29 protein-coding genes are annotated in these 26,331 nt (G+C 66.5%); 10 read left to right on the forward strand and 19 right to left on the reverse strand.

Annotated features, from left to right (window positions below; translation table 11 throughout):
* Nucleotides 1-4 precede the first annotated feature (4 nt).
* Genes ACZO3G_RS04450 through ACZO3G_RS04490 form a run of 9 tightly spaced genes read right to left on the reverse strand, consistent with a single transcriptional unit; the run spans nucleotide 5 to nucleotide 7,687 of the window.
* Complete coding sequence (locus ACZO3G_RS04450; RefSeq protein ID WP_486846849.1) at nucleotides 5-727, reverse strand: ABC transporter permease; 723 nt, start codon at nucleotides 725-727, stop codon at nucleotides 5-7.
* Nucleotides 724-1,584 (reverse strand): ABC transporter permease, encoded by an 861-nt coding sequence (locus ACZO3G_RS04455; RefSeq protein ID WP_276874385.1) that lies wholly within the window; start codon nucleotides 1,582-1,584, stop codon nucleotides 724-726. Before ACZO3G_RS04455 ends, ACZO3G_RS04450 begins: the two co-directional genes overlap by 4 nt.
* Nucleotides 1,568-2,659: an ABC transporter ATP-binding protein gene (locus tag ACZO3G_RS04460; RefSeq protein WP_121586670.1), complete on the reverse strand. Its 1,092-nt coding sequence runs from the start codon at nucleotides 2,657-2,659 to the stop codon at nucleotides 1,568-1,570. Before ACZO3G_RS04460 ends, ACZO3G_RS04455 begins: the two co-directional genes overlap by 17 nt.
* Before the next feature lie 33 nt (nucleotides 2,660-2,692).
* Nucleotides 2,693-3,364 carry a pentapeptide repeat-containing protein gene (locus ACZO3G_RS04465; protein ID WP_276874382.1) on the reverse strand — a complete coding sequence of 224 codons (672 nt, stop codon included), beginning with the start codon at nucleotides 3,362-3,364 and terminating at the stop codon, nucleotides 2,693-2,695.
* Nucleotides 3,361-4,956 (reverse strand): N-acyl-D-amino-acid deacylase family protein, encoded by a 1,596-nt coding sequence (locus ACZO3G_RS04470; RefSeq protein ID WP_276874380.1) that lies wholly within the window; start codon nucleotides 4,954-4,956, stop codon nucleotides 3,361-3,363. Before ACZO3G_RS04470 ends, ACZO3G_RS04465 begins: the two co-directional genes overlap by 4 nt.
* A 5-nt stretch (nucleotides 4,957-4,961) precedes the next feature.
* Nucleotides 4,962-5,906 (reverse strand): DMT family transporter, encoded by a 945-nt coding sequence (locus ACZO3G_RS04475; protein WP_277138587.1) that lies wholly within the window; start codon nucleotides 5,904-5,906, stop codon nucleotides 4,962-4,964.
* A complete protein-coding gene (locus ACZO3G_RS04480; protein WP_101552989.1) occupies nucleotides 5,903-6,940 on the reverse strand; it encodes a threonine aldolase family protein in 1,038 nt (345 codons plus the stop codon). Before ACZO3G_RS04480 ends, ACZO3G_RS04475 begins: the two co-directional genes overlap by 4 nt.
* Nucleotides 6,941-6,977: 37 nt before the next feature.
* The gene (locus tag ACZO3G_RS04485; RefSeq protein ID WP_276874287.1) at nucleotides 6,978-7,526 is read right to left on the reverse strand and encodes a GNAT family N-acetyltransferase; all 549 of its coding nucleotides are present in this window, start codon (nucleotides 7,524-7,526) and stop codon (nucleotides 6,978-6,980) included.
* Nucleotides 7,523-7,687 (reverse strand): hypothetical protein, encoded by a 165-nt coding sequence (locus ACZO3G_RS04490; RefSeq protein ID WP_276874290.1) that lies wholly within the window; start codon nucleotides 7,685-7,687, stop codon nucleotides 7,523-7,525. Before ACZO3G_RS04490 ends, ACZO3G_RS04485 begins: the two co-directional genes overlap by 4 nt.
* A 108-nt stretch (nucleotides 7,688-7,795) precedes the next feature.
* On the opposite strand from ACZO3G_RS04490, the gene ACZO3G_RS04495 reads away from it, so the two are divergent.
* Nucleotides 7,796-8,455 (forward strand): HD domain-containing protein, encoded by a 660-nt coding sequence (locus ACZO3G_RS04495; protein WP_101552984.1) that lies wholly within the window; start codon nucleotides 7,796-7,798, stop codon nucleotides 8,453-8,455.
* Here ACZO3G_RS04495 and ACZO3G_RS04500 read toward each other — a convergent pair.
* Nucleotides 8,433-8,762, reverse strand: a complete 330-nt coding sequence (locus ACZO3G_RS04500; protein WP_101552982.1) for an MGMT family protein — start codon at nucleotides 8,760-8,762, stop codon at nucleotides 8,433-8,435. The genes ACZO3G_RS04495 and ACZO3G_RS04500 overlap by 23 nt on opposite strands.
* Before the next feature lie 79 nt (nucleotides 8,763-8,841).
* Between ACZO3G_RS04500 and mnmM the strand changes: the two genes are divergently transcribed.
* On the forward strand, nucleotides 8,842-9,411 hold the full coding sequence (mnmM, locus tag ACZO3G_RS04505) for a tRNA 5-(aminomethyl)-2-thiouridylate-methyltransferase MnmM (RefSeq protein ID WP_121586677.1): 570 nt from the start codon (nucleotides 8,842-8,844) through the stop codon (nucleotides 9,409-9,411).
* A 259-nt stretch (nucleotides 9,412-9,670) separates the two neighbouring features.
* A complete protein-coding gene (locus tag ACZO3G_RS04510) occupies nucleotides 9,671-10,486 on the forward strand; it encodes a MerR family transcriptional regulator (protein WP_101552977.1) in 816 nt (271 codons plus the stop codon).
* A 63-nt stretch (nucleotides 10,487-10,549) separates the two neighbouring features.
* On the opposite strand, the gene ACZO3G_RS04515 is transcribed toward ACZO3G_RS04510, so the two are convergent.
* From ACZO3G_RS04515 to ACZO3G_RS04545, 7 genes are all read right to left on the reverse strand, one after another.
* Entirely contained in the window at nucleotides 10,550-11,266 is a 717-nt protein-coding gene (locus ACZO3G_RS04515) for an alpha/beta fold hydrolase (RefSeq protein WP_276874295.1), read from the reverse strand.
* Between the two features lie 143 nt (nucleotides 11,267-11,409).
* Nucleotides 11,410-11,751 (reverse strand): arsenate reductase family protein, encoded by a 342-nt coding sequence (locus tag ACZO3G_RS04520; RefSeq protein WP_101552975.1) that lies wholly within the window; start codon nucleotides 11,749-11,751, stop codon nucleotides 11,410-11,412.
* Complete coding sequence (locus ACZO3G_RS04525; protein ID WP_276872573.1) at nucleotides 11,748-12,899, reverse strand: alanyl-tRNA editing protein; 1,152 nt, start codon at nucleotides 12,897-12,899, stop codon at nucleotides 11,748-11,750. The genes ACZO3G_RS04520 and ACZO3G_RS04525 overlap by 4 nt, the downstream gene beginning before the upstream one ends.
* Nucleotides 12,896-13,252, reverse strand: a complete 357-nt coding sequence (locus ACZO3G_RS04530; RefSeq protein ID WP_276872572.1) for an arsenate reductase family protein — start codon at nucleotides 13,250-13,252, stop codon at nucleotides 12,896-12,898. The genes ACZO3G_RS04525 and ACZO3G_RS04530 overlap by 4 nt, the downstream gene beginning before the upstream one ends.
* Nucleotides 13,249-13,455, reverse strand: coding sequence for a YwbE family protein (locus tag ACZO3G_RS04535; protein WP_101552969.1), 207 nt, complete (start codon nucleotides 13,453-13,455; stop codon nucleotides 13,249-13,251). The genes ACZO3G_RS04530 and ACZO3G_RS04535 overlap by 4 nt, the downstream gene beginning before the upstream one ends.
* Nucleotides 13,456-13,560: 105 nt before the next feature.
* The gene (locus tag ACZO3G_RS04540; protein WP_276872571.1) at nucleotides 13,561-14,574 is read right to left on the reverse strand and encodes an ABC transporter ATP-binding protein; all 1,014 of its coding nucleotides are present in this window, start codon (nucleotides 14,572-14,574) and stop codon (nucleotides 13,561-13,563) included.
* A complete protein-coding gene (locus ACZO3G_RS04545) occupies nucleotides 14,571-15,569 on the reverse strand; it encodes an ABC transporter ATP-binding protein (RefSeq protein ID WP_276872570.1) in 999 nt (332 codons plus the stop codon). Before ACZO3G_RS04545 ends, ACZO3G_RS04540 begins: the two co-directional genes overlap by 4 nt.
* A gap of 462 nt (nucleotides 15,570-16,031) precedes the next feature.
* Between ACZO3G_RS04545 and ACZO3G_RS04550 the strand changes: the two genes are divergently transcribed.
* The 7 genes from ACZO3G_RS04550 (at nucleotide 16,032) to ACZO3G_RS04580 (ending at nucleotide 24,766) form a co-directional block, all read left to right on the forward strand.
* Complete coding sequence (locus ACZO3G_RS04550) at nucleotides 16,032-17,585, forward strand: ABC transporter substrate-binding protein (RefSeq protein ID WP_101552962.1); 1,554 nt, start codon at nucleotides 16,032-16,034, stop codon at nucleotides 17,583-17,585.
* A 119-nt stretch (nucleotides 17,586-17,704) separates the two neighbouring features.
* Nucleotides 17,705-18,622 carry an ABC transporter permease gene (locus ACZO3G_RS04555; RefSeq protein WP_101552959.1) on the forward strand — a complete coding sequence of 306 codons (918 nt, stop codon included), beginning with the start codon at nucleotides 17,705-17,707 and terminating at the stop codon, nucleotides 18,620-18,622.
* Between the two features lie 5 nt (nucleotides 18,623-18,627).
* On the forward strand, nucleotides 18,628-19,527 hold the full coding sequence (locus ACZO3G_RS04560) for an ABC transporter permease (RefSeq protein WP_101552957.1): 900 nt from the start codon (nucleotides 18,628-18,630) through the stop codon (nucleotides 19,525-19,527).
* A gap of 67 nt (nucleotides 19,528-19,594) precedes the next feature.
* A complete protein-coding gene (locus ACZO3G_RS04565) occupies nucleotides 19,595-20,599 on the forward strand; it encodes a proline racemase family protein (protein WP_101552955.1) in 1,005 nt (334 codons plus the stop codon).
* 36 nt (nucleotides 20,600-20,635) lie between these two features.
* The gene (locus ACZO3G_RS04570) at nucleotides 20,636-21,661 is read left to right on the forward strand and encodes a dipeptidase (protein ID WP_276872568.1); all 1,026 of its coding nucleotides are present in this window, start codon (nucleotides 20,636-20,638) and stop codon (nucleotides 21,659-21,661) included.
* Between the two features lie 25 nt (nucleotides 21,662-21,686).
* On the forward strand, nucleotides 21,687-23,792 hold the full coding sequence (locus ACZO3G_RS04575; RefSeq protein ID WP_276872567.1) for a CocE/NonD family hydrolase: 2,106 nt from the start codon (nucleotides 21,687-21,689) through the stop codon (nucleotides 23,790-23,792).
* A 152-nt stretch (nucleotides 23,793-23,944) separates the two neighbouring features.
* Nucleotides 23,945-24,766: a MerR family transcriptional regulator gene (locus tag ACZO3G_RS04580; protein ID WP_121586688.1), complete on the forward strand. Its 822-nt coding sequence runs from the start codon at nucleotides 23,945-23,947 to the stop codon at nucleotides 24,764-24,766.
* A gap of 55 nt (nucleotides 24,767-24,821) precedes the next feature.
* On the opposite strand, the gene ACZO3G_RS04585 is transcribed toward ACZO3G_RS04580, so the two are convergent.
* Nucleotides 24,822-25,589, reverse strand: a complete 768-nt coding sequence (locus ACZO3G_RS04585; RefSeq protein WP_276872566.1) for an AAA family ATPase — start codon at nucleotides 25,587-25,589, stop codon at nucleotides 24,822-24,824.
* Between the two features lie 32 nt (nucleotides 25,590-25,621).
* The gene (locus ACZO3G_RS04590; RefSeq protein ID WP_276872565.1) at nucleotides 25,622-26,329 is read right to left on the reverse strand and encodes an MBL fold metallo-hydrolase; all 708 of its coding nucleotides are present in this window, start codon (nucleotides 26,327-26,329) and stop codon (nucleotides 25,622-25,624) included.
* Nucleotides 26,330-26,331 lie beyond the last annotated feature (2 nt).

Raw genomic sequence — 26,331 nt, forward strand, 5'->3', positions numbered from 1 at the left:
AAATCTATTCGATGCTCATGAGGGTGCACAGGGCATTGATTTCAGGGGTGACGCCCATCTTGAGCATCGAATAGATTTGCAGCGGAAGGGTGCTCGTCTGCGCGCCGGTGGCAAAAAAGCTGATGACCACGTCGTCCATGCTCATGGCAAAGGCGAGCAGCGCGCCCGACAGGATGGAGGGCGCGATGAGCGGCAGGGTGATGTCAAAGAAGGCGCGCGGCGCGGACGCGCCGAGGTCGCGGGCGGCCTCTCCGATGGCGGGGTCGAGCCCGGCGAGCCGCGCCTTGACGTTGATGAAGATATACGGCACGCAGAAGGTGGTGTGCGCGAGCACGAGCGTCAGCATGCCGAAGGGCAGGCGCAGGAAGGAGAAAAACGCGAGGTACGCCATGCCGAGAATGATCTCGGGGACCATGATGGGGATGAGGGAAAAATTTTCGAGCGCGCCGCGGCCGCGGAAATGCCTGCCCGCGATGCCCACCGCGCCGACGGTGCCGAGCACCGAGGCGGACAGGCTGCTGAGCGCCGCGAGCTCGAGGCTGTTGAAGAAGGCTGTAATGATGTTTCGGTTGTGGAGCAGCTTTTGGTACCAGGAGAAGGTGAACCCCTCCCAGCTAAAGAGCTTGGTGTCGTTGAAGGAGTAGACCACGACGACCAGGATCGGCAGGTACATGAGAATGAGCAGGAGCGTCACATAGATTTCGGGGATTTTGGACCGCCGCCTCATACGATCCCCTCCAGACTCTTTTCACCTGACAGCTTCTGGTAGAGGCCGATCACCAGCAGGGTGGCGGCCATCATGACGACCGAAAGCGCCGCGCCCATCGGCCAGTTGCGGGCGGTGAGCAGTTCGTTTTTGATGAGGTTTCCAAGCAGCATCGTCTTTGCGCCGCCGAGCAGGTCGGAGATGAAGAAGAGCCCGACCGACGGGATGAAGACGAGCACGCACCCGGCCATGATGCCCGCCCGGGTCATCGGCACGGTGACGCTCCAGAAGGCGCGCCACTTGCCCGCGCCCAAATCGCGCGCCGCTTCGGTGAGCGACGGGTCGAGCTTGGAGATCGAGTTGTAGACGGACAGGATCATGAAGGGCAGCAGGGCATACACCATGCCGACCAGCACGGCCCCAAAATTATACAGGAGTTTAAGCGGCGTGTCAATGACGCCGAGCGCGATGAGCAGGGCGTTGACGACCCCCTGGCTGCGCAGGAGGATCATCCACCCGTAGATGCGCACGAGCGAGTTGGTCCAGAAGGGCACGATGACGAGCAGCAGCGCGAGGGAGCGCCGCTTGGGGGAGAGCTGCGCCGTGAAATAGGCGAACGGATAGCCGAGCAGCAGCGTAAAGCCGGTGGTGAGCACCGACAGCCAGAGGCTTTCCCCGAAGACGCGCAGGTAGGCGGGGGAGAGCATCTTGGCGTAGCTGCCGAGCGAAAACTCGGCGACGACCCCCCAGGTGGCCGCGCGCTTCATGAAGCTCATGCAGAGGATATAGATGAGCGGGATGGCGACGAAAAACGCCGTCCACAAGAGGAACGGGATGCCCGCGGCGGGAAAGCCGCGCCCCTTACGCGCGCGCTTCATGCTGGTCGCCCCTTTCCACGATGGCGGCGCAGGCGGGCTTCCAGTAGATGTGCACCGTCTCGCCGACCTCGGCGCGGTCGCCCCCGCCGCCCATGCCGCTCACGATCAGCTCCTGCCCGTCGGAAAGCCCGAGGGTCGTGCGCAGCATGCCTCCGGTATAGCTGTGCGCCCGGACAATGCCGGTGAGCGCGAACCCGTAGCGGCATTCTTCGCCGAACCGGATGCGCTCGGTGCGCACCGAAAGGGTCACCCTTTCGCCCGGCGTCCCCTCGCCGCACGCCTTGACGACGCCGCCCGCGTAGAGCAGCGTCAGCGTGCCGTCCGGCTCCCGCCCCGCGACCTCGGCGGTGAAGATGTTGCTCTGCCCGATGAACTCGGCGGCGAACCGCGTCTGGGGCCGCTCGTAGATCTCGTCCGGCTTGCCGAGCTGGAGGATGCGCCCCTCGTTCATGATGCCGATCCGGTCGCTCATGTTGAGGGCCTCCTCCTGGTCGTGGGTGATGTAGATGAAGGTGATGCCCAGATCCTTTTGCAGCGATTTGAGCTCGGTCTGCATCTGGCGGCGCAGCTGCAAATCGAGCGCGCCGAGCGGCTCGTCGAGCAGCAGCACCGCCGGGTCGTTCACGATCGCGCGCGCGATCGCCACCCGCTGCCGCTGCCCGCCCGAAAGCTGGTTGGGCATCCGCCCGCCGAAGCCGGGAAGCTGCACGAGGCCGAGCATCTCGTCCACCCGGCGGCGGATCTCCTCCTTGGGCGTCTTTTTGAGCCGCAGGCCGTAGCCGATGTTTTTCGCCACGTTCATGTGCGGGAAGAGCGCGTAGCTCTGGAACACCGTGTTGACCGGGCGGCGGTTGGGCTCCCAGCCGGTCATGTCCTCCCCCCGCAGCAGCACACGGCCGCTGTCGGGGCTTTCCAGCCCCGCGATGATCCGCAGGGTGGTGGTCTTGCCGCAGCCGGAGGGCCCGAGCAGCGTCAGGAATTCCCCCTCGCGCACATCGAGGCTGACCCCCGCGAGCGCCTCGGTCTCCCCAAACGCCTTGCAGATCTCCTGTAATGATAATAGTACGTCCTCCATGCTGTTCCTCCTGTATGGTATCCGCAGATATCGCTATTTGATGATGATGCCGAGCAGCCTTGCCAGCCCCACCGCCTGCGCGGCGGTAAAGACGCCGCCCCGCAGGTCCTCCGCCGCGACGACGAGCCCGTCCGTCTCGCAGGTGGTGAAGTCCACCCCCGCGAGCTTCGTGTGGAAGAGCTCGGCCCCGGCGAGCTTACATTCCGAAAGGGTGAGGTCCCGCAGCTTCAGCTCCTGCATCGCCGCGCCCGAGAGGTCGCACCCCTCGAACCGCACCGCGCGCAGCCCCGCCTGGAAAAACTGCGCGTACCGCAGGCTGCACCGGGAAAAGCGCACGTCCCGCAGCACCCCCTCGGAGAAGTCCGCGCCCACGAGCTTGCAGTCGTCGAACCGCACCCGCGTGAGCGCCGCCTTTGAGAAGCTGGCGTTCGAGAGGTCGCACCGCCGGAAAACCAGGTCGGTGAGTCCCGTTTTGGAGAGGTCCGCCCCGGTCAGCCGCATCCCCTCGAAGACGCAGCCCTCGAAGCTCGCCTCCTCGAAGTCGAGTCCCGGAAAAACGCCGCGGAAGAGAAGCCCGCTCACCGCGTCTGCCTCCCCCAAGGCGTACCTTCCCGGTTCCTCCTCGAGCAGGCCCTCCGAAAGCTCCCGTTCCAGCTTCGGCTCCGCCGGCAGGGCCGGCGGCCGCTGTTCCCGCGCCGCCCTCATGCCCGCCTCAGCAGCCTGCCCGCGGGCGCGCGGGTCAGCTCGTCGTGGTCGACGGCGGCCCGGCCGTTCACGAACACATAGTCGAAGCCGGACGCGTACTGCGCGGGGTGCTCATAGCTGGCGGGGTTTTTCAGGTTTTCAAGGGAGAAAACGTTGATGTCCGCGTCAAAGCCCGCCCGCAGCAGGCCCTTGCTCCCGAGGCGGTAGACCCCGGCGGGCTTGGCGGTCATCTTGTGAACCGCCTCCTCGAGCGTCAGCAGCGGGCTCTCCCGCACATAGTCGATCAGCACCTTGGGAAAGGCGCCGTAGAGCCGTGGATGGGGCACCCCCCGCGAGGGGTAGACCGAATCGGAGATCACCGAGCTCATGGGAGAGCGCAGGATCGTGCGGACGTCCTCCTCCGAGGTGATGAAGTCGATCATCGCGACGTCGCACTCTTCGGCGGCCAGCAGGTCGCAGGCGCAGTCGCAGGGGTCCTGCCCCCTCCTCCGGGCGATCTCCGCCACCGATTTGCCGATGAACGGCTGGTTTTCGGGACGGCGCATCGAGGTGCAGCGGATGTTCTCCCACCCGACCAGGTAGACGAGGTTTTCAAATCGGTCGGACGGGCCCGCGAAAATCCCCCGCAGCTCCTCCCGGCGCGCGGGCTCCCGCAGGCGGCCGATGACGCCGGGCGCGCCCCCCTCAAGAAAGTGGGGCGGGAGGATCTGGAGGAGCTGGGTCGACCCGGCGGTGTAGGGGTAGACGTCGCAGTCCGCCCGCAGCCCGCGGGCGCGCGCCTCCTCGAGGATCTCCAGCGCGCGCTTCGCCCCGCGCCCCCAGTTGCGCCTGCCGATGCACTTGAGGTGGCTGACGTGCAGCGGCGTCCCCAGCCGCCGCGCGATCCCGATGACCTCGTACAGCGACTCGTGGAGGAGGTCCCCCTCCCCGCGGACGTGGGCGGCGAGCGGCACGGGAAATTCCCGCATCGGGGAGAGCACCTCGGCAAAGCCGTCCGCGTCGTAGTTGTATTCCGGCGCGTAGACGACGCCCAGCGTCACGCCGAGCGCGCCGTCCGAAAGCGCGCCGCGCAGGAGGTCCCGCGCGGCCGCGAGCTCGCCGGGGGAGAGCGGCCCCTCCCCGTAGCCGCGCACTGCGGCGCGCACCGTTCCGTTGCCGACGCACATGCCGACGTTCAGCGGGAGCGGCGCCCGCTCCGCCAGCGCCATGTATTCCGCGAAGCCCCCGAAGCGGGGCGCGCCGTCCGCGTCCCCCACGACCGGCGAAAGGAAATGCAGAATCTCCTCCCGCCGCGCGGCGGGGCAGGGCACGGCCGACAGCCCGCAGTTGCCGTTGACGATCGTCGTGAGCCCCTGCCGCAGCTCGGGCGCGCCGAAGCCTTCGGTAAAGAGGTTCAGGTCGGCGTGCCGGTGGATGTCGATGAAGCCGGGGGTGACGAGCCGTCCCGACGCGTCGACCGTGCGCGCGGCCGGTGCGGAAATTCCCGGCGCCACCGCCGATATCACGCCGCCCGACACCGCCACGTCCGCCGGGAAGGCGGGCGCGCCGCTGCCGTCGACGACGGTTCCGTTTTTGATGAGCAGGTCGAACATGGCTTTCACGCTTTCACAGAGGATGCGGGGCCGGGCGCGCCGTTCACGATGCAGATGCCCGCGCAGACGAGCAGCAGCGCCGCGAGGTTCCGGACATTCCAGATCTCCTCGCCCAGGAAGAGCCCCGAACAGAGGGTGCCGAAGACGGGGATGAGGGAGTTGAAGATGCTCACCCGCGCCACCGGATGGTATTTGAGCAGCAGCGTCCAGATGGTGAAGGCCACCGCCGAGAGCGCCGCCAGATAGAAAAGCAGGAGCCAGGCCGCGCCGCCGGTGGGGCGGATGCGCCCGCCGCCGAGCGCGCCGATGAGGAAGAGCACGCCGCCGCCGGCCAGCAGCTGCCAGCCGGTGACCGCCATCGGGTCGTTGCCGGGCGCGACGCGCGCGCTCACCACCGCGCCGAGCGCGGAGGAGGTGGCGGCCAGCAGCATGAACCCCTCGCCGGTAAAGGCGAACGCCCCGTCCAGCCCGCCGCCGAGGTTGAGCACGACCACCCCGGCGAACCCGGCCGCGCAGCCGAGGGCCTTGCGGCGGGTCATGCGGTCCCCCCGGCAGAGAAAGTGGGCGAGGATGACGCCGATGAAGGCGGCGGACGCGTCGATGATCGAGCCGCGGCTGCCCGTCGTGTTGGCGAGGCCGACATAGAAGAAGACGTACTGCGCCGTCGTCTGCACGAGCCCGAGCAGCAGGACGCCGCCGTAATTCCTCCGCGCGGGCAGCGGCGCGCGCCGGCCCGCCGCGGCGCCGAACACGAGGGTCAGCGCCCCCGCCAGCAAAAACCGCGTCCCCGCGAAGAGCATCTGGGAGGCGGTCCCGCCGCTTTCGATCGCAAAGAGCCGGTACCCCAGCTTGACGCAGGGGAACGCCGTGCCCCACAGGAAGGTGGCGAGCACCGCGAGCGGCACGACCGCCCCGGCGCTTTGCAGGCGGCCTTTCGGCTGTGCGGTCATTCCGCCCCGCTCGCCAGCCGCCGCAGGTCGGCGGCGAACCGCTCGACCGCCGTCTCGTCGGTCGCCCACGAGGTCACGAACCGCACGACGGTGTGTCCGGCGTCCGGCTTGCCGTTTCGTTCAAACTTGTAGTGCCCGCCGAGCGCCTCCACCAGCGCGTCGGGCAGAACGGCGAACTGCTGGTTGGTGTACGAGTCGCTCGCGAAGGAAAAGCCCGCCTCGGAGATCGCCCGCTTCATCCGCATCCCCAGCCGGTTGGCGCGCGCGCCGAGCTCGAGGTAGAGGCCGTCCTCGAAGAGGCTTTCAAACTGGATGCCGAGCAGCCGCCCCTTGGCGAGCATGCCGCCCCGCTGCTTGATGAGGTAGCGGAAATCGGGCTTCAGCGCGTCGTTCACGATGACGACCGCCTCGCCGAAGAGCGCCCCGCACTTGGTCCCGCCGAGGTAGAAGACGTCGCACAGCCGCGCGAGGTCGGGCAGGGAGAGGTCGTTCGTCTCTGCGGTGAGCGCCGCCGAAAGCCGCGCCCCGTCGAGGAAGAGGTAGAGCCCCAGCGCCCGGCAGGTATCGTGCAGCGCCTCGAGCTCCGCCTTCCGGTAGAGGGTGCCCACCTCTGTCGAATCGGAGATGTAGACCATCTTCGGCTGGACCATGTGTTCGTCGGTGTGAAGGCCGCACGCCTCCTCCACCATGGCGGGGGTGAGCCTGCCGTCGGGCGAGGGCATCGACACCACCTTGTGGCCGGTCGCCTCGATCGCGCCCGTCTCATGCACGCACACATGTCCCGTGTGCGCCGCGACCACCGCCTGGTAGGGGCGCAGCGCCGCCGCCACGACCGTCAGGTTGGCCTGGGTGCCCCCCACGAGGAAATGCACGTCCGCCTCCGGGCAGGCGATCTTCTCCCGGATGAGCGCCCGCGCGCGTTCGCAGTGCGGGTCGGTGCCGTAGCCGTCCGTCTGGTCGAGGTTGGTGTCGAGCAGCGCCTGCATGATGCGGGGGTGCGCGCCCTCGCTGTAATCGTTCTTAAAGCTGTACATGTCCCGTCTCTTCCTCTCCTGAATTGAATCTCTACCATTATAGTACGGTTTCCCGCGAAAAACAACCTCTGCCGGACAAATCTTCCCGGGAAACGAGCCAGAGCCCATGCGGCGCCCCCCGGAATTCCATCTCCCGGACATACCGCATCCCGAGCCGACGGGCCACCCGCTCCGACGCGGCGTTCCCCACACGGATCACCGCGCAGGCGCGGGGCAGCCCAAGCGTCCCGAACCCGTATTCCAGACAGGCGCGGCCCGCCTCGGACGCGTAGCCGCGTCCCCGCCGGTCGGCGCGCAGGATGTAGCCAAGCTCGTGCAGCTCCCCGAGCGGGGTGGGCATCCGGGCGAAGCCCGCCAGCCCCGCCGGCGTCCCCGTCTCCCGCTCCTCGACGGCCCAGCAGGCGGGCTCCCCCGTCCGGTACCGGCCGATCTGGCGGCGCAGCCAGGTCAGCGCCTGCTCCCGGTCCATCGCCCCGCCGAGCGCCGCCATCGCCTCGGCGTCCATCAGCGTCCCGCCGAGCGAGCCGAGGTCCTCCTCCGAAAGCTCCCGCAGGAGCAGGCGAGGCGTCCGCGCGATCACCTTCATTCGGCCGCCCGGTAGGTGAAATTCTCCCATACGAGCCGCACGCCCTCGTCCGTCTCGGGCGGAAGCAGCGCCATCGCCACCGTGTTTTCGATCCCTCCGTCGGTCACCATGACCGCGTAATCCCCGTCGATGCGGGTCACCGTGTAACAGGTCGGTCCCATCGTTCGCCCTCCTGTAAAATTTTTATAAAATCCGCGCCGCCGCAATTGTATTTGCCCCGCATTCGGGATAGAATGATTCCATGAAACAAAAAACGAAAGGACGTAACCATGGTAACATTCGACCAGATCGCCCATAACGAATCCATCAAGACCTACATACGCAAGGCGGACGACGCGCTGCGGGTGCTGGGCTATACCGAACACAGCTTCGCGCATGTGACCAAGGTGGCCAGGAAGGCGCGGGAGATCCTGCTGACGCTCGGCTATCCCGAGCGCACGGCGGAGCTCGCGCAGATCGCGGGCTACCTGCACGACATCGGCAACGTCATCAACCGCGCCGACCACGCCCAGAGCGGCGCGGTCATGGCCTTCCGCATCCTCGACAAGCTGGGCGCGGACGCGGAGGACACCGCCACGATCATCAGCGCCATCGGCAACCACGACGAGGGCACCGCCGTCGCGGTCGACGCGGTGGCCGCCGCGCTCATCCTGGCCGACAAGACCGACGTGCGCCGTTCCCGTGTGCGCAACCGCGACATGGCCACCTTCGACATCCACGACCGGGTCAACTACGCCGTCGAGGAGGCCTCCACCGAGATCTCCCCCGACAAGTCCATGATCACGCTGCGCATCCGCATCGACACCGCGAGCGCCGCGGTGATGGACTACTTTGAGATCTTCCTCCAGCGCATGCTCCTCTGCCGCAAGGCGGCCGAGCGGCTCGGCCTGCGGTTCGGGCTCGTCATCAACGACCAGGTGGTTCTGTAGGCCCGTACCACGCGTACCGTTCCATATCCACAAAGCCCTCATCGTCCACCGCGACGCCCTCCGCCTCGAGCAGACTCCGCTGGGCGTCCGGCCCGCCGAACGCGAAGGCGGGCGCGAGCCGCCCTTCGCGGTTCACGACCCGGTGGCAGGGGATCTCCTCCCCCGGGGCGGGGTTGCGGCGCAGCGCCCAGCCCACCGCGCGGGAGGCGCGCGGGTTGCCGCAGAGCAGCGCGACCTGCCCGTAGGAGGCCACCCGGCCGCGCGGGATCTGCCGCACGACGGCGTAGACCAGCTCGTCGAAGCGCATATTTGTTCCCTCCCCTCGGTTCTTTTTTATTGTAATGCCTTTTCCCGAATCCTGCAACTACATAGAAAGGGAGTTTCCCATGTCAAGACCGTTCGGCGCCCTTCAGGTGGCGCACCAGTTCATCGAATCCCATGTGAGGCCGGGCGCCTTCTGCATCGACGCGACCGCAGGGCGCGGCAACGACACCGTCTTTCTCGCCTCCCTCGTCGGGGAGACGGGGAAGGTGCTCGCCTTCGACATCCAGCCCGAGGCGGTGGAAAGCACCCGCGCCCTCATCGGGGAACGCGGGTGCTCCGGTTTTGCGCGCGTCGTCCTGGACAGCCACGCCAATATGGCCCGTTACGCCGCGCCGGGGTCGGTCGACTGCATCGTCTTCAACTTCGGCTGGCTGCCCGGCGGCGACCACAGCGTCAACACCCGCGCCGAAAGCAGCATCGCCGCCATCGAAGCGGGGCTTACGCTCTTAAAGCCGCGCGGGGTCATGAGCCTCATCATCTATTACGGCCGGGATACCGGCTACGCCGAGCGGGACGCCCTGCTCGCCTACCTGCGCACGATCGATCACCGCGCCTTTACGGTGGTCGTCGCCGACTTCTGCAACCGCCCCAACGACCCGCCCCTGCCCGTCTTTCTCATAAAGGATGCGTGAGGAGGGGAACTTTTGTAAGGCGGGGAACTTTTGGAAAAGTTCCCCGCCACCCTTCAAAACGTTTGATCCCGGCCGGCCGCCGCCTTTTAACGGTGGTCGCGGGAGTGGGGACGCGGGGTGGGAAGGGAGCGGAACGAGGGATGAAGAGGAAGCAGGGACGCGGGGCGGCTTGAAAAAATTTTGCAGTTTCCTATTGACTCTCCCACTGTGGGATGGTGTAAGCTGACGGTGAGCTCAAAAACAGACGGGAGGACGTAACATGTTCAAGATCGGCGAATTTTCCAAGCTGACGATGATCAGCATCAAGATGCTGCGCCACTACGATGAGATCGGTCTGCTGGCCCCCGAGACGGTGGATTCCTTCACCGGCTACCGCTACTACAGTGCAAGGCAGCTGGAGGCGGCGGGTAAGATCCAGGCCCTCAAGTCGATGGGGTTCGGGCTGGCGACGATCCGGGAGATCCTCGCGCAGTACGACAATGCGGAAAGCCTTCGCCGCTACCTGGCGGTACGCCTCTCCCAGATGCGGGAGGAATCGCGGGACCTCGGCGCCCGGCTCGCGATCCTCGAAAACACCATCGAACGATTGGGAAAGGACGATAACAGTATGAAGTACGATGTAACCCTCAAGGAAATCCCCGCCATGCAGGTTATGAGCCTGCGCGACACGATGCCCTCCTACGACCGCGAGGGCGACCTCTGGCAGCGGCTCTACGGCGAAACGGCCGGCCAGCATGTCCAGATGGCCTCCCCGGCCTACGCCATCGCCGTCTTCTTCGACGAGGGGTTCAAGGAGTCGGACGTCGACGTGGAAATCCGCACGGCGGTCACCGGCAGCTATCACGACACCGAGCACGTCCGCTTTAAGGAGGTCCCGGCCGTGAAGGTCGCCTCCTGCGTCATCCGCGGCAGCTACGCCAGCGTCTCCGACGCCTGCGCCGCGATCGGCGAATGGATTGACGCGGGCGGCTGGCGGATCAGCGGCCCGATGTTCAATATCTACCATGTGAGCCCCGCCATGGACCCCAACCCCGAAAACTGGGTGACGGAGATCTGCTTCCCGGTGGAAAAGTAATCCGCGAGGAAAAATAGTCCGCGAGGACATGCGAAAGCGCCCCGGCTTTGCCGGGGCGCTTTTTCATCCGAGGAAGGCCAAAATCTCCCGGTTGACCCGTACCGGCTGGCGGTCGAAGATCCAGTGGTCGGAGCGGGGGATCGTCACGAGCTTTGCATGCGGGAGCGACGCGGCGATGAGCGCCGTATGCGCCGGCCTGATGAGGTCGCGGTCGCCCGCAAGCACCAGCGTGGGCACGGTAATCGCGCCGAGCATCCCGGGGGTATAGCGGGGCTCCTCGACCATGAGGCCGACGATCTCCGCGCGGCGGCGCAGCCGCTCGCTGAACCTCCCGCAGAGGCGCAGCGCGCGGTATTCCAGCTCGGCGGGGAGCTGGAACCGGGGCTTCACCCCCGCCGGGAAAAGGTTCGCGCCCGCGAGCGCCAGCTTTTCCACCATGCCGGGGTGGGAGAGCGCGAGGCCGAGGGCGGCGTTCGCGCCGTCGCTGAACCCCACGACCGACGCGCGTTCAATACCCAGCGCGCCGAGCACCGCCGCCGCGTCCTCCGCGATCTTCGCGATCGTCACGCCGCTGCCGGCGGACGACTCCCCATGTCCGCGGCTGTCCATCGCGATCACCCGGAAGCGTCCGGAAAAGGCCGCGACCTGCTTTTGAAAGCAGGTGTGGTCCTCACCGTTGCCGTGCAGGAGCAGCAGCGCGCGCTCCCCGCCGCCGAAAATCCGGCAGACGATCCGCGCGCCGTCCGCCATGACCGCCTCGAACCGCTCGGATGCTTCCATTCCGTTTCCCTCCTTTTACCGGCGGCCGCCCAAAGGGGCGGCCGCAAGGCTCCCCTGGCGTTCGCCGCGGGGCCGGGGCGGAAAACCGCGCGGCTGCGCCGCGCACGCGCCCGCGGGCGCGTTGTTTTCCGCCCGGAGCGCCCTCAGGTCCACTCCTTCCACACGTCGGGGCAGTAGCCGACGGTGGCCTGCTTTCCGTTTCGGACGATGGGGGTCTTGAGCACCGAGGGGTATTCCATCAGCTTGTCCGCGATGTTCTCCTCCCCGGCGAGGTAGGCGATGAAGGACTTGTCGTAGTCCTTCGACTTCTCGTCGACGAGCGCCTTCACGCCGCCGACGGCGCGCCGGACGCTCTCGAATTCCCCCCTGCTCATGCCGTAGCGGATGAGGTCGACGCTCTGGAATTTGACGCCGCGCTCCTTAAAATAGCGCTCGGCCTTTTTGGTGTCGAAGCACTTGGCCTTGCCGAAAATCTGAATGTTCATACCCTGCTCCTGAAAAAGTTTTCGATCTCCTCCCGGCTGCCCGAGAGGGTCCCCTGTACGAGCTCGGGGCTTCCGCCGCCGCGCCCCGAGAAGGCGGCGTTCAGCTCCCTGCCGAGCGGGCGCACGTCGCTGTGCGCGCTGCCCGCCGCGTATTTCCAGCCCTCCCGTTCGCTCCCCGAGAGGACCGCCGCCACCCCGCACCGCTCACAGAGCGCGAGGCAGAACCGCCGCAGCGCGGGCGGCTCCATCGCGTCCTCGAAGAGGAGGGCGTAGGTCGCGCCCTCCTCGACCTCGCGGGCGCGGTAACGGAAGAGCTCCTCCTGAAGACGCGCGGCGCGCAGCTTCAGCGCGTCGTTTTCCGCCTGCATCTGCTCCACCGCCCCGGCGAGCTCCCCGACCCTGGCGGAGAGCATCCCCGAGACCGCGTAGGCCTGCGCGTTCTTCTCGTTGTAATCGGTGAGCGCGCGGTCCCCGCAGAGCAGCCACACCCGCACGCCGCCCTTGTACCTCTGGCTCGTCAGCAGCTTGATGACGCCGATTTCGCCCGTGCGCCGCACATGGGTGCCGCAGCAGGCGCACACATCGCTGCCCGGCACCGTCACGATGCGCACCCGGCCGGTGAGCTCCTTCTTGCTGCGGTAGTCGAGCGCGGCAAGCGCCTCGGGGGCGGGGTATTCCACCCCGACGGGCAGGTTTTCCCACACCGCCTCGTTGGCCAGCCGCTCGACCCGCGTAAGGTCGTCCGCCGTCAGCTCGCCGTTTAAATCGATCGTCACGGCGTCGCGCCCCATGTGGAAGCCGACATTGTCCAGCCCGAAAAGCCGGTGGATGACGCCCGAGACGATGTGCTCGCCGGTGTGCTGCTGCATCCGCGAAAAACGCGCCTCCCAGTCAATCGCGCCCGCCGTCCGATCGCCCACCGGAAGGGGCGCGTCGGTCGTGTGGAGGATTTCGCCCTCCTTTTCATGTACGTCGAGCACCCGCGCGCCGCCGAGGGTTCCCGTGTCGGCCGGCTGGCCGCCCCCCTCGGGGTAAAAGGCCGTCCGGTCGAGGGTCACGAGCCAGCTCCCCTCTGCCGGGACGCAGCCGGTCACCTCCGCCTCGAATTCGCGCAGGTAGGCGTCCTCCTCGTAGAGCTTGTCCGTCATGTTAACAGCCTCTCCCATTCCGCCGGACGGAAACCCGCCAGCAAAAAATTCGCTCCCACGACGAGCGGGCGTTTGACGAGCATCCCGTCGGTCCCGAGCAGGGCGAAAAGCGCCTCCTCGTCCATCTCCGGCAGGCGGTCCTTGAGCCCCAGCTCGCGGTATTTCATCCCGCTCGTGTTGAAGAGCCTTTTGACCGGCACGCCCGCGCGCGCCGACCACTCCCGCAGCTCCTCCGCCGTGGGATTCTCCCCGACGATGTGCCGGTCGGCGTAGTCCACGCCGTTTTCGTCGAGCCACCGCTTCGCCTTTTGGCAGGTGCCGCATTTGGGATATTCCAAAAACAGAACGCTCATTCGCTCTCCTCCCCGATGATCTCCTGCACCCGGCCCACCTGGCCGTCCTCCAGCATCACCTTGATGCCGTGCGGATGGGTGCCGCTTTTGGTGAGCAGCCGCCCGACCCGGCCGCGCGTGCGCCTGCCGGTCGGCTGGTCCTTTTTGAGCACGATATCCACCAGCATCCCCGGCCGGATATCCGCCCGCCTGTGTCCGTCCATCCTTCCACCCCCGTTTCACTGCCCTCTAGTTTACCACGGAAACGCCCCGCGCACAATGATTCCGCGCGCAAAAAGCGCCCCCTTCCCGGAAGGGGGCGCTTTCTCTCAGATCTCCCCGCGGACCGCCCGGTGGCAGGCCACCTGGCACCCGGGCGCCACCTCGGTGAGCGCCGGTTCGGAGGCGCGGCATTCGTCGGCGGCGAAGGGGCAGCGGGTGTGGAACCGGCAGCCCGCCGGCGGGCTCTTGGGGTTGGGCAGGTCGCCCTGCAATAAAATCCGCTCCCGGCTGACGGTCGGGTCGGGGATGGGGATGGCGGAGAGCAGCGCCCGCGTATAGGGGTGGCGGGGGGTGGTGTACAGCTCCTTCACCGGCGCCAGCTCCACCAGCTTGCCCAGGTACATCACGCCCACCCGGTCGGAGACGTAGCGGACCACGTTGAGGGCGTGGGAGATGAAGATGTAGGTGAGCCCGAACTCCGACTGGAGACTGCGCAGCAGGTTGAGGATCTGCGACTGGATGGAGACGTCGAGCGCGGACACCGGCTCGTCGCAGAGGATGAGCTTGGGCCGCAGGGCCAGCGCCCGGGCGATGCTCACCCGCTGGCGCTGCCCGCCCGAAAACTCATGGGGATAGCGGTGGTAATACCCGCGCTGGAGCCCCACCATCTCGAGGAGCTCCTTCACCTGCCGCTCCCGCTGGGCGGCGTCGGCCTCCCCGTGCACCCGCAGCGGCTCGCCGATGATCTGTCCGATCGTCATGCGCGGGTCGAGCGCGGCATAGGGGTCCTGGAAGACGATCTGCAAATTGCGGCGCAGGTGCCGCAGCTGGGCGGCCTTCATGGCCTGCATATCCTGCCCCTCAAAGAGAATCTGCCCTTTGGTGGGCTTTTCCAGCAGCAGGATGCTGCGGATGAGGGTGCTCTTGCCGCAGCCCGATTCCCCCACCAGCCCGAGCGTCTCGTGCTGGTTCACCGTAAAGGAGACGTCGTCCACCGCGTGGACGTAGCCCTTGACGGTGGAAAGCGCGCCGCCGTAGACCGGGAAGTAGGTGCTCAGGTCCCGGACCTCCAGCAGGGGCGCCTGTGCCCCCTGCCCGGCGGCGGAGTTTTGTGCCGTCATAATGCCTCCTCCTCTCTCCTGACGCGTTCCCCGGGGAGGAAGTGGCAGGCCACCAGCCGGCCGTCCGCCTCCCGGAGCTCGGGGGAAATTTCCTTACAGATCTGCTGGCGGTAGGGGCAGCGGGGATGGAACCGGCAGCCCTTGGGGAAGTCCGCCGGGTTGGACACCTGCCCCGGGATCGTGTAGAGCTCCTCCTCGTCCTGGTCCACGCGCGGCAGGCAGGCGAGAAGCCCCTCGGTGTAGGGGTGCAGCGGGGCGCGGAAGAGCGCGCCGACCTCCCCCTGCTCCACCACCTTGCCCGAGTACATCACCAGCACCCGCTGGGCCATCTCCGCCACGACCCCCAGGTCGTGGGTGATGAGCAGCACCGTCATGCCGGTCTTCTCCTTGAGCTGGCGGATGAGGTCGAGGATCTGCGCCTGGATGGTCACGTCAAGCGCGGTGGTCGGCTCGTCGGCAATGAGGATTTTGGGCTCGCAGGCCAGCGCCATGGCGATCATGGCGCGCTGGCGCATGCCGCCCGAAAGCTGGTGCGGATAGGACGCGGCGCACCGGGCGGGATCGGGGATCCCCACGAGGGAAAGCTTCTCCTCCACCTGCGCGCGGATCTCCCGGGCGGAGAGGTCCCTCCGGTGGATCTCCAGCACCTCCCCCACCTGGCTTCCGATCGTCTTCACCGGGTTCAGGGAGGTCATCGGCTCCTGAAAGATCATCGACATCTCATGCCCGCGGATGGGGATCATTTCCTTCGTGGAGAGGGGGAGCAGGTCCCGCCCCTCCAGCAGAATTTTCCCGCCCGCGTATTCCCCCGGAGGGGTGGGCACCAGCTTCATGACGGCCTGGACCGTGGCGCTTTTGCCACAGCCCGACTCCCCCACGATGCAGAGGGTCTCCCCCTCCTCCACCTGAAAGCTCACGTCGTCCACCGCGGGCACGTCCCCTTGCTGGGTGTGGAACAGCACCTTCAAATGCGAGACTTCCAACAGGCTGCTCATGGTCAGGACCTCCTACCTCCCGCGCCGGGCGTGTCCGCGAGGGAACGCGCCGGCCGGTATATATGCACGCCGGGAGCGTACATTTATGCATTTTATATTGTCCATCATTATAGCAAGGCGGCGGGATTTCGTCAACTAAAGCCCTAAAACTTTTGCAAAGCATTTCGGGGATTTCCTTCAATTACAATGCGCAATATGCTTCATATTGGTATTTTTGTAAATTTATGTCATATAATGTTTTCCCAATTGCAGGAACCAATTTTTTCACATGCATTGTTAAAACCCCATAACAGCACCCGAAACGTCCTCCCGCCGCGCCTCCCATTTGCAGAAATCCCGTATATTTATTGACAGTTTTCCGGCGGGAGGGTATAATCACATCAAAGTGGAAAAGTGTAAGGACCCGGCCAACGCGCCTTCGTTTTTCAACTCAAAACAAAATTGTGGAGGAGAGAAAGCCCAATGAAGAGACTTCTCAGTTTAGCTCTGGTCGTCATGCTCGTTCTTTCCCTGTTCACCGCCTGCGGCGGGGACAGCGCCGGAACCAATCCCGGCGGGGAGGCCGCTCCCGCGGCGCCCAGCGGCGAAAAGGATTCGGTCATCGTGGCCATGAACGCCGACCCCACCGGGTTCGACCCGCAGGTCACCCTGGACGCCACGGCCATGATGGTCATGTACAACATCTACGACACGCTCGTCGAGAGCGACGGCGCCTGCTCCAGCGACATCCGGCCCGGACTGGCCGAAAGCTGGGACATCAGCGACGACAACATGGTCTATACCTTCCACCTGAAGAGCGGCGTCAAGTTCCACAACGGCGAGCCCTTCACCGCCGCCGACGCCAAGTTCACCATCGAGCGCGCCATGGTGGAGCCCGCCACCGCCTCCTACTGCGCCTCGATCGACAAGGTCGACGCCCCCGACGACTCCACGCTGGTCGTGACCCTCAAGGTCCCCTTCGCCAATTTCCTCATGAACCTCGGCGGCAGCTTCTTCGGCGTCGTCAATGAGAAGGCCGTCACCGAATCGGGCGAGGACTACGGCCGCAACCCCGTCGGCACCGGCCCCTACAAGTTCGTCAGCTGGTCCTCCGGCGACAATGTGGTGCTCGCCTACAACGAGGATTACCACGGCGAGGCTCCCGCGATCAAGAACGTCACCTACCGGGTGCTCCCCGACACCAGCACCGCCCTGGTCGCGCTCCAGAACGGCGAGATCGACGCGCTGCCCAACAGCGCCCCCATCGACGCCCCGACCATTGAGGCGGACCCCAACCTGAACCTCTATTCGGCCCCCGGCGCCACCATCGCCTACATCGGCTTCAACACCCAGGCGGCCCCCTTTGACAACGAGAAGGTCCGCCAGGCGGTCAAATACGCGATCAACAAGGAGGAGGTCTTCATGGGCGCGCAGGACGGCGACGGCGTCCTCGCGAACAGCCCCCTCAACGAGGTCATGGACGGCTACAATCCCGACGACCCCGTGATGAACCCCTACGACCTCGAGAAGGCCAAGGCCCTGATGACCGAGGCGGGCTACGCCGACGGCTTCTCCTGCTCCATCAAGCTGGCCGCCGGCCAGAACCGCGAGAAGGTCGCGCAGGTGGTCCAGGCCCAGCTCAAGGAGATCGGCATCACCGCCAGCATCGAGACGCTCGAGAAGGGCACCTACTTCGAGCAGATGGCGGTGGGCAACTATGAAGTCTACGTGGGCGGCCTCAACTGGCCGGACGCGGACGACATGCTCACCTACCTCTTCGCGTCCGACGGCCCCTTCAACTGGGGAAGCGTCTATTCCAACCCCACCATCGACGAGCTGCTCGTCAAGGCCCGCCAGGAGAACGACGCGGCCAAGCGTTCCGAGATGTACCAGCAGATCGTGAAGATTACCGACGAGGACGCCAACAAGATCCCGCTCTATTTCCCCAACCAGTACTTCGCGGCCAAGAACAGCCTCAAGGGCGTCCGGGTCATCGACAACTGCTACTATCCCGTGGCCAGTTGGAGCTGGGAATAACCCCCTCGCCTGAACCCCTTCCCTGAGAAGGACCCATGAATTTATCGGGGATGCCGGCCGGGGCCCTGCTGTGAAGCGGGCTCCCGGACGGCGTCCCCCCGTTGTATAGGTGTGATGACATGCTGAAATTTGTCCTGAAACGGATACTGATGCTGATCCCCGTCATCCTGGGGATCGTCCTCATTGTCTTTACCATCATGTATCTGACCCCGGGGGACCCCGCCCGCCTCATTCTGGGCGAAAAGGCCCCCCAGGAGCAGGTGGACGTCCTGCGGGACCAGATGGGCCTCAACGACCCCTTTGTGGTGCAGTTCGCGCGGTATGTGGGGAACATGCTCCGCGGGGACTTCGGGCGGAGCTACGCCACCAACATCCCGGTCGCGGAGACCATCGCCGAGCGGTTTCCCAAGACGGCGGAACTGGCTCTGGCGGGGATGTTCCTGTCGGTGCTGATCGGCATGCCCATCGGCATCCTGTCGGCGGTGAAGCGGTACTCCATCCTCGACAACATCAGCATGATCTTCGCCATGCTGGCCACCGCCATCCCCGCCTTCTGGCTGGGCATGATGCTCATCATCGCGTTTTCCCTCAACCTCAAATGGTTCCCGTCCAGCGGCTTTGACACCTTCCGGCAGATGGTGCTCCCCACCATCACGCTCGCCGCCGTCAACGCCGCGGTCATCATCCGCATGACCCGGTCCTCCATGCTCGAGGTGGTCCGCCAGGACTACATCCGCACCGCGTGGGCCAAGGGCGCGGACCAGAAGCGGGTGGTGCTCGGCCACGCGCTGAAAAACTCGATCATCCCGGTCATCACCGTCATCGGCATCAACTTCGGCTCCCTGCTGGGAGGCGCGGTGGTCACCGAAACGGTGTTCGGCATCCCCGGGCTGGGGACCGCCATGGTCAACGCCATCCGGATGAAGGACAACCCCCTGGTGCTGGGCAGCGTGGTGTATATCGCGATCGTGTTCAGCCTGGTGAATCTTGCCGTGGATATCATCTATGCCCTGATCGATCCGCGGCTGAGGGAGTGAGGTGTATGACCGTGAAAACAGAGAAGCCGCTTTCCGCCCGCCCCGAGGGGGAGGAGAAAAAGGAGAGCCCGTTTAAGGAATTCTGCCGCCGGTTTTTCCGCAACAAGCAGGCGGTGATCGGGCTGGTGATCTTCGTGATGCTCGTGTTCGTCGCCGTCTTCGCGGACGTGCTGGTGGACTACGACAACCAGGTCATCAAGCAGGACATCGTCAACAAGCGCCAGCCCCCCAGCTCGGAGCACCTGATGGGCACCGACGACTACGGGCGGGACATTCTGGCGCGGGTGATCTACGGCACCCGCATCTCGCTCACCATCGGGCTGACGACGGTGGCCTGCGCCATGGCGGCCGGCATCGTGATCGGCGCCGTGTCGGGCTATTTCGGCGGGAGGCTGGACAACGTCATCATGCGGGTGATGGACGTCTTCATGAGCATCCCCTCGATGCTGCTGGCGATCGCCGTGGTCGCCAGCCTCGGGCCGGGCATCGTCAACATCATGATCGCGGTGGGGCTCGCCCTCGTGCCCGGCTATTCCCGCGTGGTGCGCTCGGCGGTGCTGTCGGTGCGCAATAAGGAGTTCGTGCAGGCGGCCAAGGCGGTGGGGGACAGCCATTTCAGCATCATCCTCCACCACATCATCCCCAACGCCCTCGCGCCCGTCATCGTGCAGGCGACGCTGGGCGTGGGCGAGGTGATCATCACCGCCGCGGGGCTGAGCTTTTTGGGGCTGGGCATCGCCCCGCCCATGCCCGAGTGGGGGGCCATGCTCTCGGAGGGCCGCGAGTTCATCCGCTACATGCCCCATCTCGTCCTCTTCCCGGGGCTGAGCATCATGATCACCGTGCTCGCCCTGAACCTGCTCGGGGACGGCCTGCGCGACGCGCTCGACCCCCAGATGAAATAATGACCGCCGACCTTCCGGCCGCCGCAGCCGCGGCGGCCGGACCGTTTTGGAAAAGAGGAAGCAGTTTATGATAGCAAGCCGGATGTTTACCGCCGTGGACACCCACACCGAGGGGGAGGCCACCCGCATCGTCACCGGCGGGATGCCCGCCGTCCCCGGCGCGACGATGGCGGAAAAGCGGGCTTATTTGCAGGAGCGCCTGGACCATGTCCGCCGGATGCTCCTTTTCGAGCCGCGCGGCCACAAGGACATGTTTGGCGCCTTCCTGCTGCCGCCCTGCCGCCCGGAGGCGGACGCCGGGGTGGTCTTCATGGATTCGGGCAGCTACCTCAACATGTGCGGCCACGGCAGCATCGGGGTGGTCACCGCCCTGCTTGAGACGGGCATGGTCCCCTGCGCGGGGGAGGAGGCGGACGTCACCCTCGACACCCCGAGCGGCCTCATCCGCGCCCGCGCGAAGCTCCACAACGGCCGGGTGCGGGAGGTGACGGTGCGCAACGTCCCCGCCTTCCTCTACCGGGAGGGGGTCCCCGTGGCCCTTTCGGACGGGCGGACGGTCCACGCCGACATCGCCTTCGGCGGAAACTTTTTCGCGCTGGTGGAGGCGGAGGAGGCCGGGGTGGCGCTCGACGCCGCGGACAAGGACCGGCTCACCGCCCGCGGGGCGGAGATCCGGGACGCGCTCAACGCGGCCGGCGGGATCGCCCATCCGCTCCTGCCCCACATCCGCACGGTCGACCTCGTGGAATTCTGCGGCCCCGCGCGGGACCCGCGCGCCGACGCGCGCAACGTCGTGGTCTTCGGGGACGGGCAGATCGACCGCTCCCCCTGCGGCACCGGGACGAGCGCCAAGCTGGCCCTCCTGCGCGCCAGAGGGGAGCTTCCGCTGGGGAAGCCCTATGTGCACGAGAGCATCCTCGGCACCCTCTTCACCGGCGTGGCCGCCGAGGACACGGCGCAGGGCGGTTACCCCGCGATCGTCCCGGAGATCACCGGGCGAGCCTATGTCACCGGCCTCGCCCAATACCTGCTCGACCCGGAGGACCCGCTCGGCGGCGGGTTCCTGCTTTAACGGTCCGGCGAATTTGAAAAAAAGGGAGAAACAGCTATGGAATCTTTGGAGGCCCTGCATCAGCGAATCCCCATCGTCGACGCCCACCTCGATCTGGCCTACGACCTCTACGCCAAGCGGCGCAACGGGCGCACCCATGTGATCCGCGACGAATATCTGGAGGACTTTCGGAAGGGCGGCGTCCGCGTGGTGGTGTCCTCCCTCTTCGTGGACGGCAGGGACCTGCCCGAGGGGGCCCTGCACCAGGCGCTGGGTCAGGTCGGCGCCCTCTACGCCGAGCTCCGGGAGACCCCCGAGCTGGCCCTCTGCCGCAGCTATCCCGAGATCGAAGCCGCGCTGGGCGCGGGGAAGATCGCCCTGCTCCTCTCCTTCGAGGGGGTGGAGCCGCTCGGAAACGAGGAGGAGCTGCTGCCGGTCTTTTATGAGCTGGGCGTGCGGATGGTGGGGCTCTGCTGGAGCCGCCGCAACCTTGCCGCGGACGGCGCCCTCTACAGCGACGAGCCGCAGGGGCAGAAGTCGGGGCTCTCCCCCTTCGGCTACCGGCTGGTGGAAAAGGCGCTCTCCCTCGGGATGCTGATCGACGTTTCCCACCTGAACGACGAGGGCTTCGCGGATGTGATGAAGCTCTCCGACCGGCCGGTCATCGCCTCCCACTCCAACACCCGCAGCCTCCTGCCCACCCCCCGCAACCTCTCCGACCGGCAGATCGAGGCGATCGCCGCCACCGGCGGGGTCATCGGCATCAACGGGGTCAGCTCCCTCGTGGGCGCGTCGGCGGAGGAGGCCACCCTCGGGCGGCTGGCCGACCACATGGAGCAGATCGTCCGGGTCGGCGGCGAGGACTGCCTCGGCCTGGGCTTCGACTTTGCGGAGAAGATCCTCGCGCCCGGGGCCTCCTTTGTCGTGGGCGGCAACGACGTGCGCGCCTTCGACATCCTCGGCACCCACGCCGGGCTTCCCAGGCTGACGGAGGAGCTGCTCCGCCGGGGCTGGAGCGCGCGGCGGATCGAAAAGGTCTACGGCGGCAATTTCCTGCGGGTCTACCGCCAGTGGTTCCAATAACGGACGGCCGGAAAGGGGCACGGATATGACAGAGCGCAGCTATACTTATTATAACCTCGGCGTCGCGATCGCCGGGTTCCTCACGCGCGGCGGGGAGATCCTCTGCCGCACACGGGATTTGGAGACGATGGAGTGGGGCCCCTACGCCCCCTTCGCGCCCCAGAGGGAGAGCTTCCAATACCCCGACCGCATCGCAGCGTGGGAGTTCCTCTCCGCCGCCGCCAGGGGGGAGCGGCCGTTCGACCCGGCGGATTACGCCGAGGTCGATTCCCCCTACACGGCGGGCTCCGGCGCCCGGCTGTGGGTCCGGCGGCTGGGGGTCCACCCGGTCGACTACGTCCTCTGCGAAGGGCGGGCGGTGGCCGCAATCGGCGTCCTCCAAAAGCGGATCGACGTGCTCGTGGAGGACGGCTTCGAGGGGGTCACCCCCCTGCGGGACCACCGGGACCCGCTGCTCTCCCAGCCGGTCTGGGGCAAGCGGTGCCTGGGAACCTTCGACGTGCCCATGCGGGACGGCGTCACCCTCTCCACCGCGGTCTACCTGCCGCGGAACGGCCCCGCCCCCCAGACACGCTTTCCGGTGGTGCTCATCCGCACCTGCTACGGCAAGCCCCGGGAGATCATCATGCACCCCTTCATCCACTACGGCTACGCCCTCGTCATTCAGGACACCCGCGGCCGGGAGGAGTCGGGCGGGGAGTGGAGCCCGATCGTCAACGAGATGGACGACGGCAAGGACACCCTCGACTGGATCGCCGCGCAGGACTGGTGCGACGGCAGCATCGGCATGATCGGCGCGTCCTACCTGGCCATCGTCCAGTGGAACGCCGCCGCCAGCGGCCACCCGAACCTCAAGGCCATGATCAGCCAGGTCACGGGCGGCACTCCCACCTATGAGTTCCCCCACCGCAACGGCATCCTCTGCTCGGGGACGCTGGCGTGGCTCTTCTCGATGTCCGGCCGGCGGATGGAGCAGGCCCAGATGGACCGGGACGACTGGGCGGACGTGGTAAAGCTCCTGCCCATCCGGGAGATCCCCCAAAGGGCGCTGGGGAAGGAGATCCCCTGCTGGCGGGAGTGGATGGACCACGAGAGCATGGACGACTATTGGGAACGCTCCAACTGGGAGCGTTTCGCGGACAAGATCAACGTCCCCACCCTCTATGTCTCCGGCTGGTTCGACGACGTGGGCACCGGCACCAGCCAGGCGTGGCGCATGAACCGGCGCATGGGCCGGCCCGACCAGCGGATGATTCTCGGGGCGTGGCGGCACCAGTTCAACGTCTCGCGGGACATCCACGGGATCGACTACGGCGTGCGCGCGGTGCGCTACGACCTCTTCTACCAGTATATCCGCTGGTTCGACCGCTTCCTCAAGGGGGTGGAGAACGGCGCGCGGCAGGACCCGAGGGTGGAGTACTACGTCATCGGCAGCAACCGCTGGGCGCAGTCGTGCGACTGGCCGCCGAAGGAATCCGCCCTCGTCCCCTACTACCTCTCGGGGGGCGGCTCCGCCAACACCCGCCTGGGGGACGGCGTCCTGCGGGACGCGCCGCCCGTGGCGGAGGAGCCCGCCGACCACTACCTCTTCGACCCGAACGACCCGGCCCCCCACCTCATCGACATGAGCGAGAACGAGTGCATGGTGCCGGAAAACTACCGGGAGATGGAGCTGCGCCCCGACGTGCTCGTCTACACCTCCGCGCCGCTCGAAAAGGATTTGACGGTGGCGGGGGAGCTCTCCTTCGTCCTCTACGCCGCGACCGACCGGCCGGACACCGACTGGGTGGCCCGGCTCACCGAGGTGGACGGGGAGGGCAACTCCCTGCGGCTGAGCGACGGGGTGCTCCGGGCGCGCTACCGGGAGTCCCTCAAGGAGCCGAAGCTGCTCACCCCCGGCGAGGTGGTGCGCTATGAGATTCCCATGAGCTGGGTGGCCAACACCTTCCGGGCGGGGCACCGCATCCGGGTGGAGGTCACCAGCGGGGCGGAAAATTCCATCTTCCCCAACCACAACACCGGCAAACCGATCGCCGACGACACCGAGATGCTCGTCGCGAGCCAGACCGTCTTCCACGACGCGGCCCGGTGCAGCCACATCCTCCTGCCGGTGATCCCCGGCGAAAACTGACCCAACAGCGCAAACGGAACGCCCTCCGGCAATTGGAAGGCGCTCCGTTTTCTTTTTTTCAAAAAAGGGGTTGACTCTGCCCCAGGGGGAAGGCTTATGATGGACCTGTCGACAAGCTGCGCGCACTTTGAGGCGAAGAAGGAGAAAAAACCATGTACAGCATCGGAATGTTTTCCCAGATCTGCCGCGTCACCCCCAAGACGCTGCGCCACTATGATGAAATCGGCCTGCTCCGGCCGGCCCGCATCGACCGGTTCACCGGCTACCGCTACTATACGACCGGCCAGCTCCCGCGGATGAACCAGATCCAATCGCTGCGGCAGATGGGGTTCTCCCTCACCGAGATCATCGCCCTGCTCGACGGCGGCGCGGGGCCGGAGACGATCCGCGCCCTGCTGGAGCTGAAGCGCGGGGAGCTCGCGGCGCGCATCCGGGAGGACGGCCAGCGGCTGCGTCTGGTGGAAAACATCCTGCGGAAAGGAACCCTGATGATGGAAAATTACAACGTTACGATCAAGGAGCTTCCCGAGGTCATCGTCGCCTACCTGCGCACGGTCATCCAAAGCTACGACGACCTCTTCCACCTCATGCCCGAGGTGCTCGGGCCCGAGATGGAGCGCCTCGGCTGCAAATGCGCCGAGCCGGAATACTGCTTCAACGTCTACCACTACGAGGAATACCGCGACCACGACATCGACGTCTCCCTCTGCCAGGCGGTCACCGAGCGGAAGGAGGACAGCGACGTCGCCAAATTTCAGACAATCGCGCGGGTGCCGCAGGCGGCCTGCCTCCTCCACAAGGGGCCCTACAGGACCCTGCGGAACGCCTACACCTTCGCCGCCCAGTGGATCGAGCAGAACGGCTACCGGCTCGCCGGCCCGCCGCGCGAGAGCTACATCGACGGCATCTGGAACAAGGAGAGCGAGGAGGACTGGCTCACCGAACTGCAGTTTCCCGTGGAAAAGGCCGAATGATCCGTTCGGTCCGGGCCGCGGGACGGCCAAAAAAAACAGGAGCCCGGCGGGACGGTCAGCCGTCCCCGCCGGGCTCCTCCGCGAGCAGGTACCGCAGCATCCGCTCGGGATTTTCCAAAAAGGCGCGGGTGAGGCGGTAATTTTCCGTCTCACGGTAGGGGGTGCGCGCAAAGCCCTCCCCCGTCAGCTGGTAGATGTCCGCGCCGGGACAGGCGGTGAGGATGGGGGAATGGGTCGCGATCACGAACTGCGCCCCCTCCCGCGCGAGGGCGTAGATCCGCGCGAGCAGGGTCATCTGCCCGGTGGGGGAGAGGGCCGCCTCCGGCTCGTCGAGCAGGTAGAGCCCCTGCGGGGAAAAGCGGTTGAGCGCCAGCGCGAGGAAGCTCTCCCCGTGGGACTGCTCGTGCAGCGACCTGCCGCCGTAGTAGTCGATGAGGCTGCGGCGGCCCGCCTTGATTTTATTGAGCTCGTCGAGGTTGGTGGCGACGTTATAGAAGCTCTCCGCCCGCAGGAAAAAGCCGTCGCGCGGGCGGCGCGGCCCTTTTGCAACGGAGAGGTATTTCCACAGCGGCGAGTGGGAATCGCTCGTCGAAAAGCTGAAGTTGCGGGTGCCGCCCTCGGGGTTGAAGCCGCTGCCGACCGCGACCGCCTCGATGAGCGTCGACTTGCCGGCGCCGTTCTCCCCCACGAGAAAGGTCACCTGCTTTTGGAATTCCAGCCGCCCGAGATGCCGCACCATCGGGAGGGAAAAGACGTAGCTCTCCTCCCCCTCCGGGATCGCGCGCAGCTCCACCGAACGGAGATAGAGCGCGTCCTCCCACATGCCTCCGCCTCCATCCTCCGGCGCCGGCCTTTTCACAGCGTCACCCGCTCCCCGCGCCGGGAGTAGCCCGCGATCCGGGCGCGGTAGGGCGCGGCCGTCTCCTCCGCGCGCAGGCGGCCGATGAGGCCGTACTGTTCCCACAGGTGCATCGGCACCGCCATATCGGCGCCCGCCGCGCGCATGAAATAGTCGATCCCCCAGAGGTACTTGTCCTCCAGGCGCGGGTCGACGGGCAGGAAGGCGAGGTCGATCTTCTCCCCGCGCAGGGTGTCGATCTCACGCCGGTAGTCGCGCGCCATCCGCGCGTTGTAGGAATCCGTCTCGCCGTTCCAGTGCCACCAGTTGAGGTCGCCCGCGTGAAAAACCGTCTTTCCGTCCGTCCTGACGAGGAAGGCGGCCCCCGCGTCGGTCGAGCGCAGCGCGCGCACCGAGAGGTCTCCGAGGTCGAGCGTCTCCCCGGGGCCGATCCGGAACGCCTCCTCCCGCGTCCGGATATCGTCCGACAGGACGTACCGCACGCGGGGGAGCGCCCCGCGCCAGCCGAAGATGACGGGGCTGTAGTGGTCGCCGTGGCTGTGGGAGGCGAACACGACGACGTCCCGGCCGGAAATCTCCGCCGGGTCGATCACGCCGTCCGCGAGCTTCCCGCCGCGCGGCGTGTCCTTGTAATAGTCGAAGATCAGCAGGTGCGCGCCCGTGTCGACGGCGAACCCGCTGTGAAAGAGGTATCGGATTTCCATCG

It is taken from the genome of Anaerotruncus sp. (genome assembly GCF_057433415.1).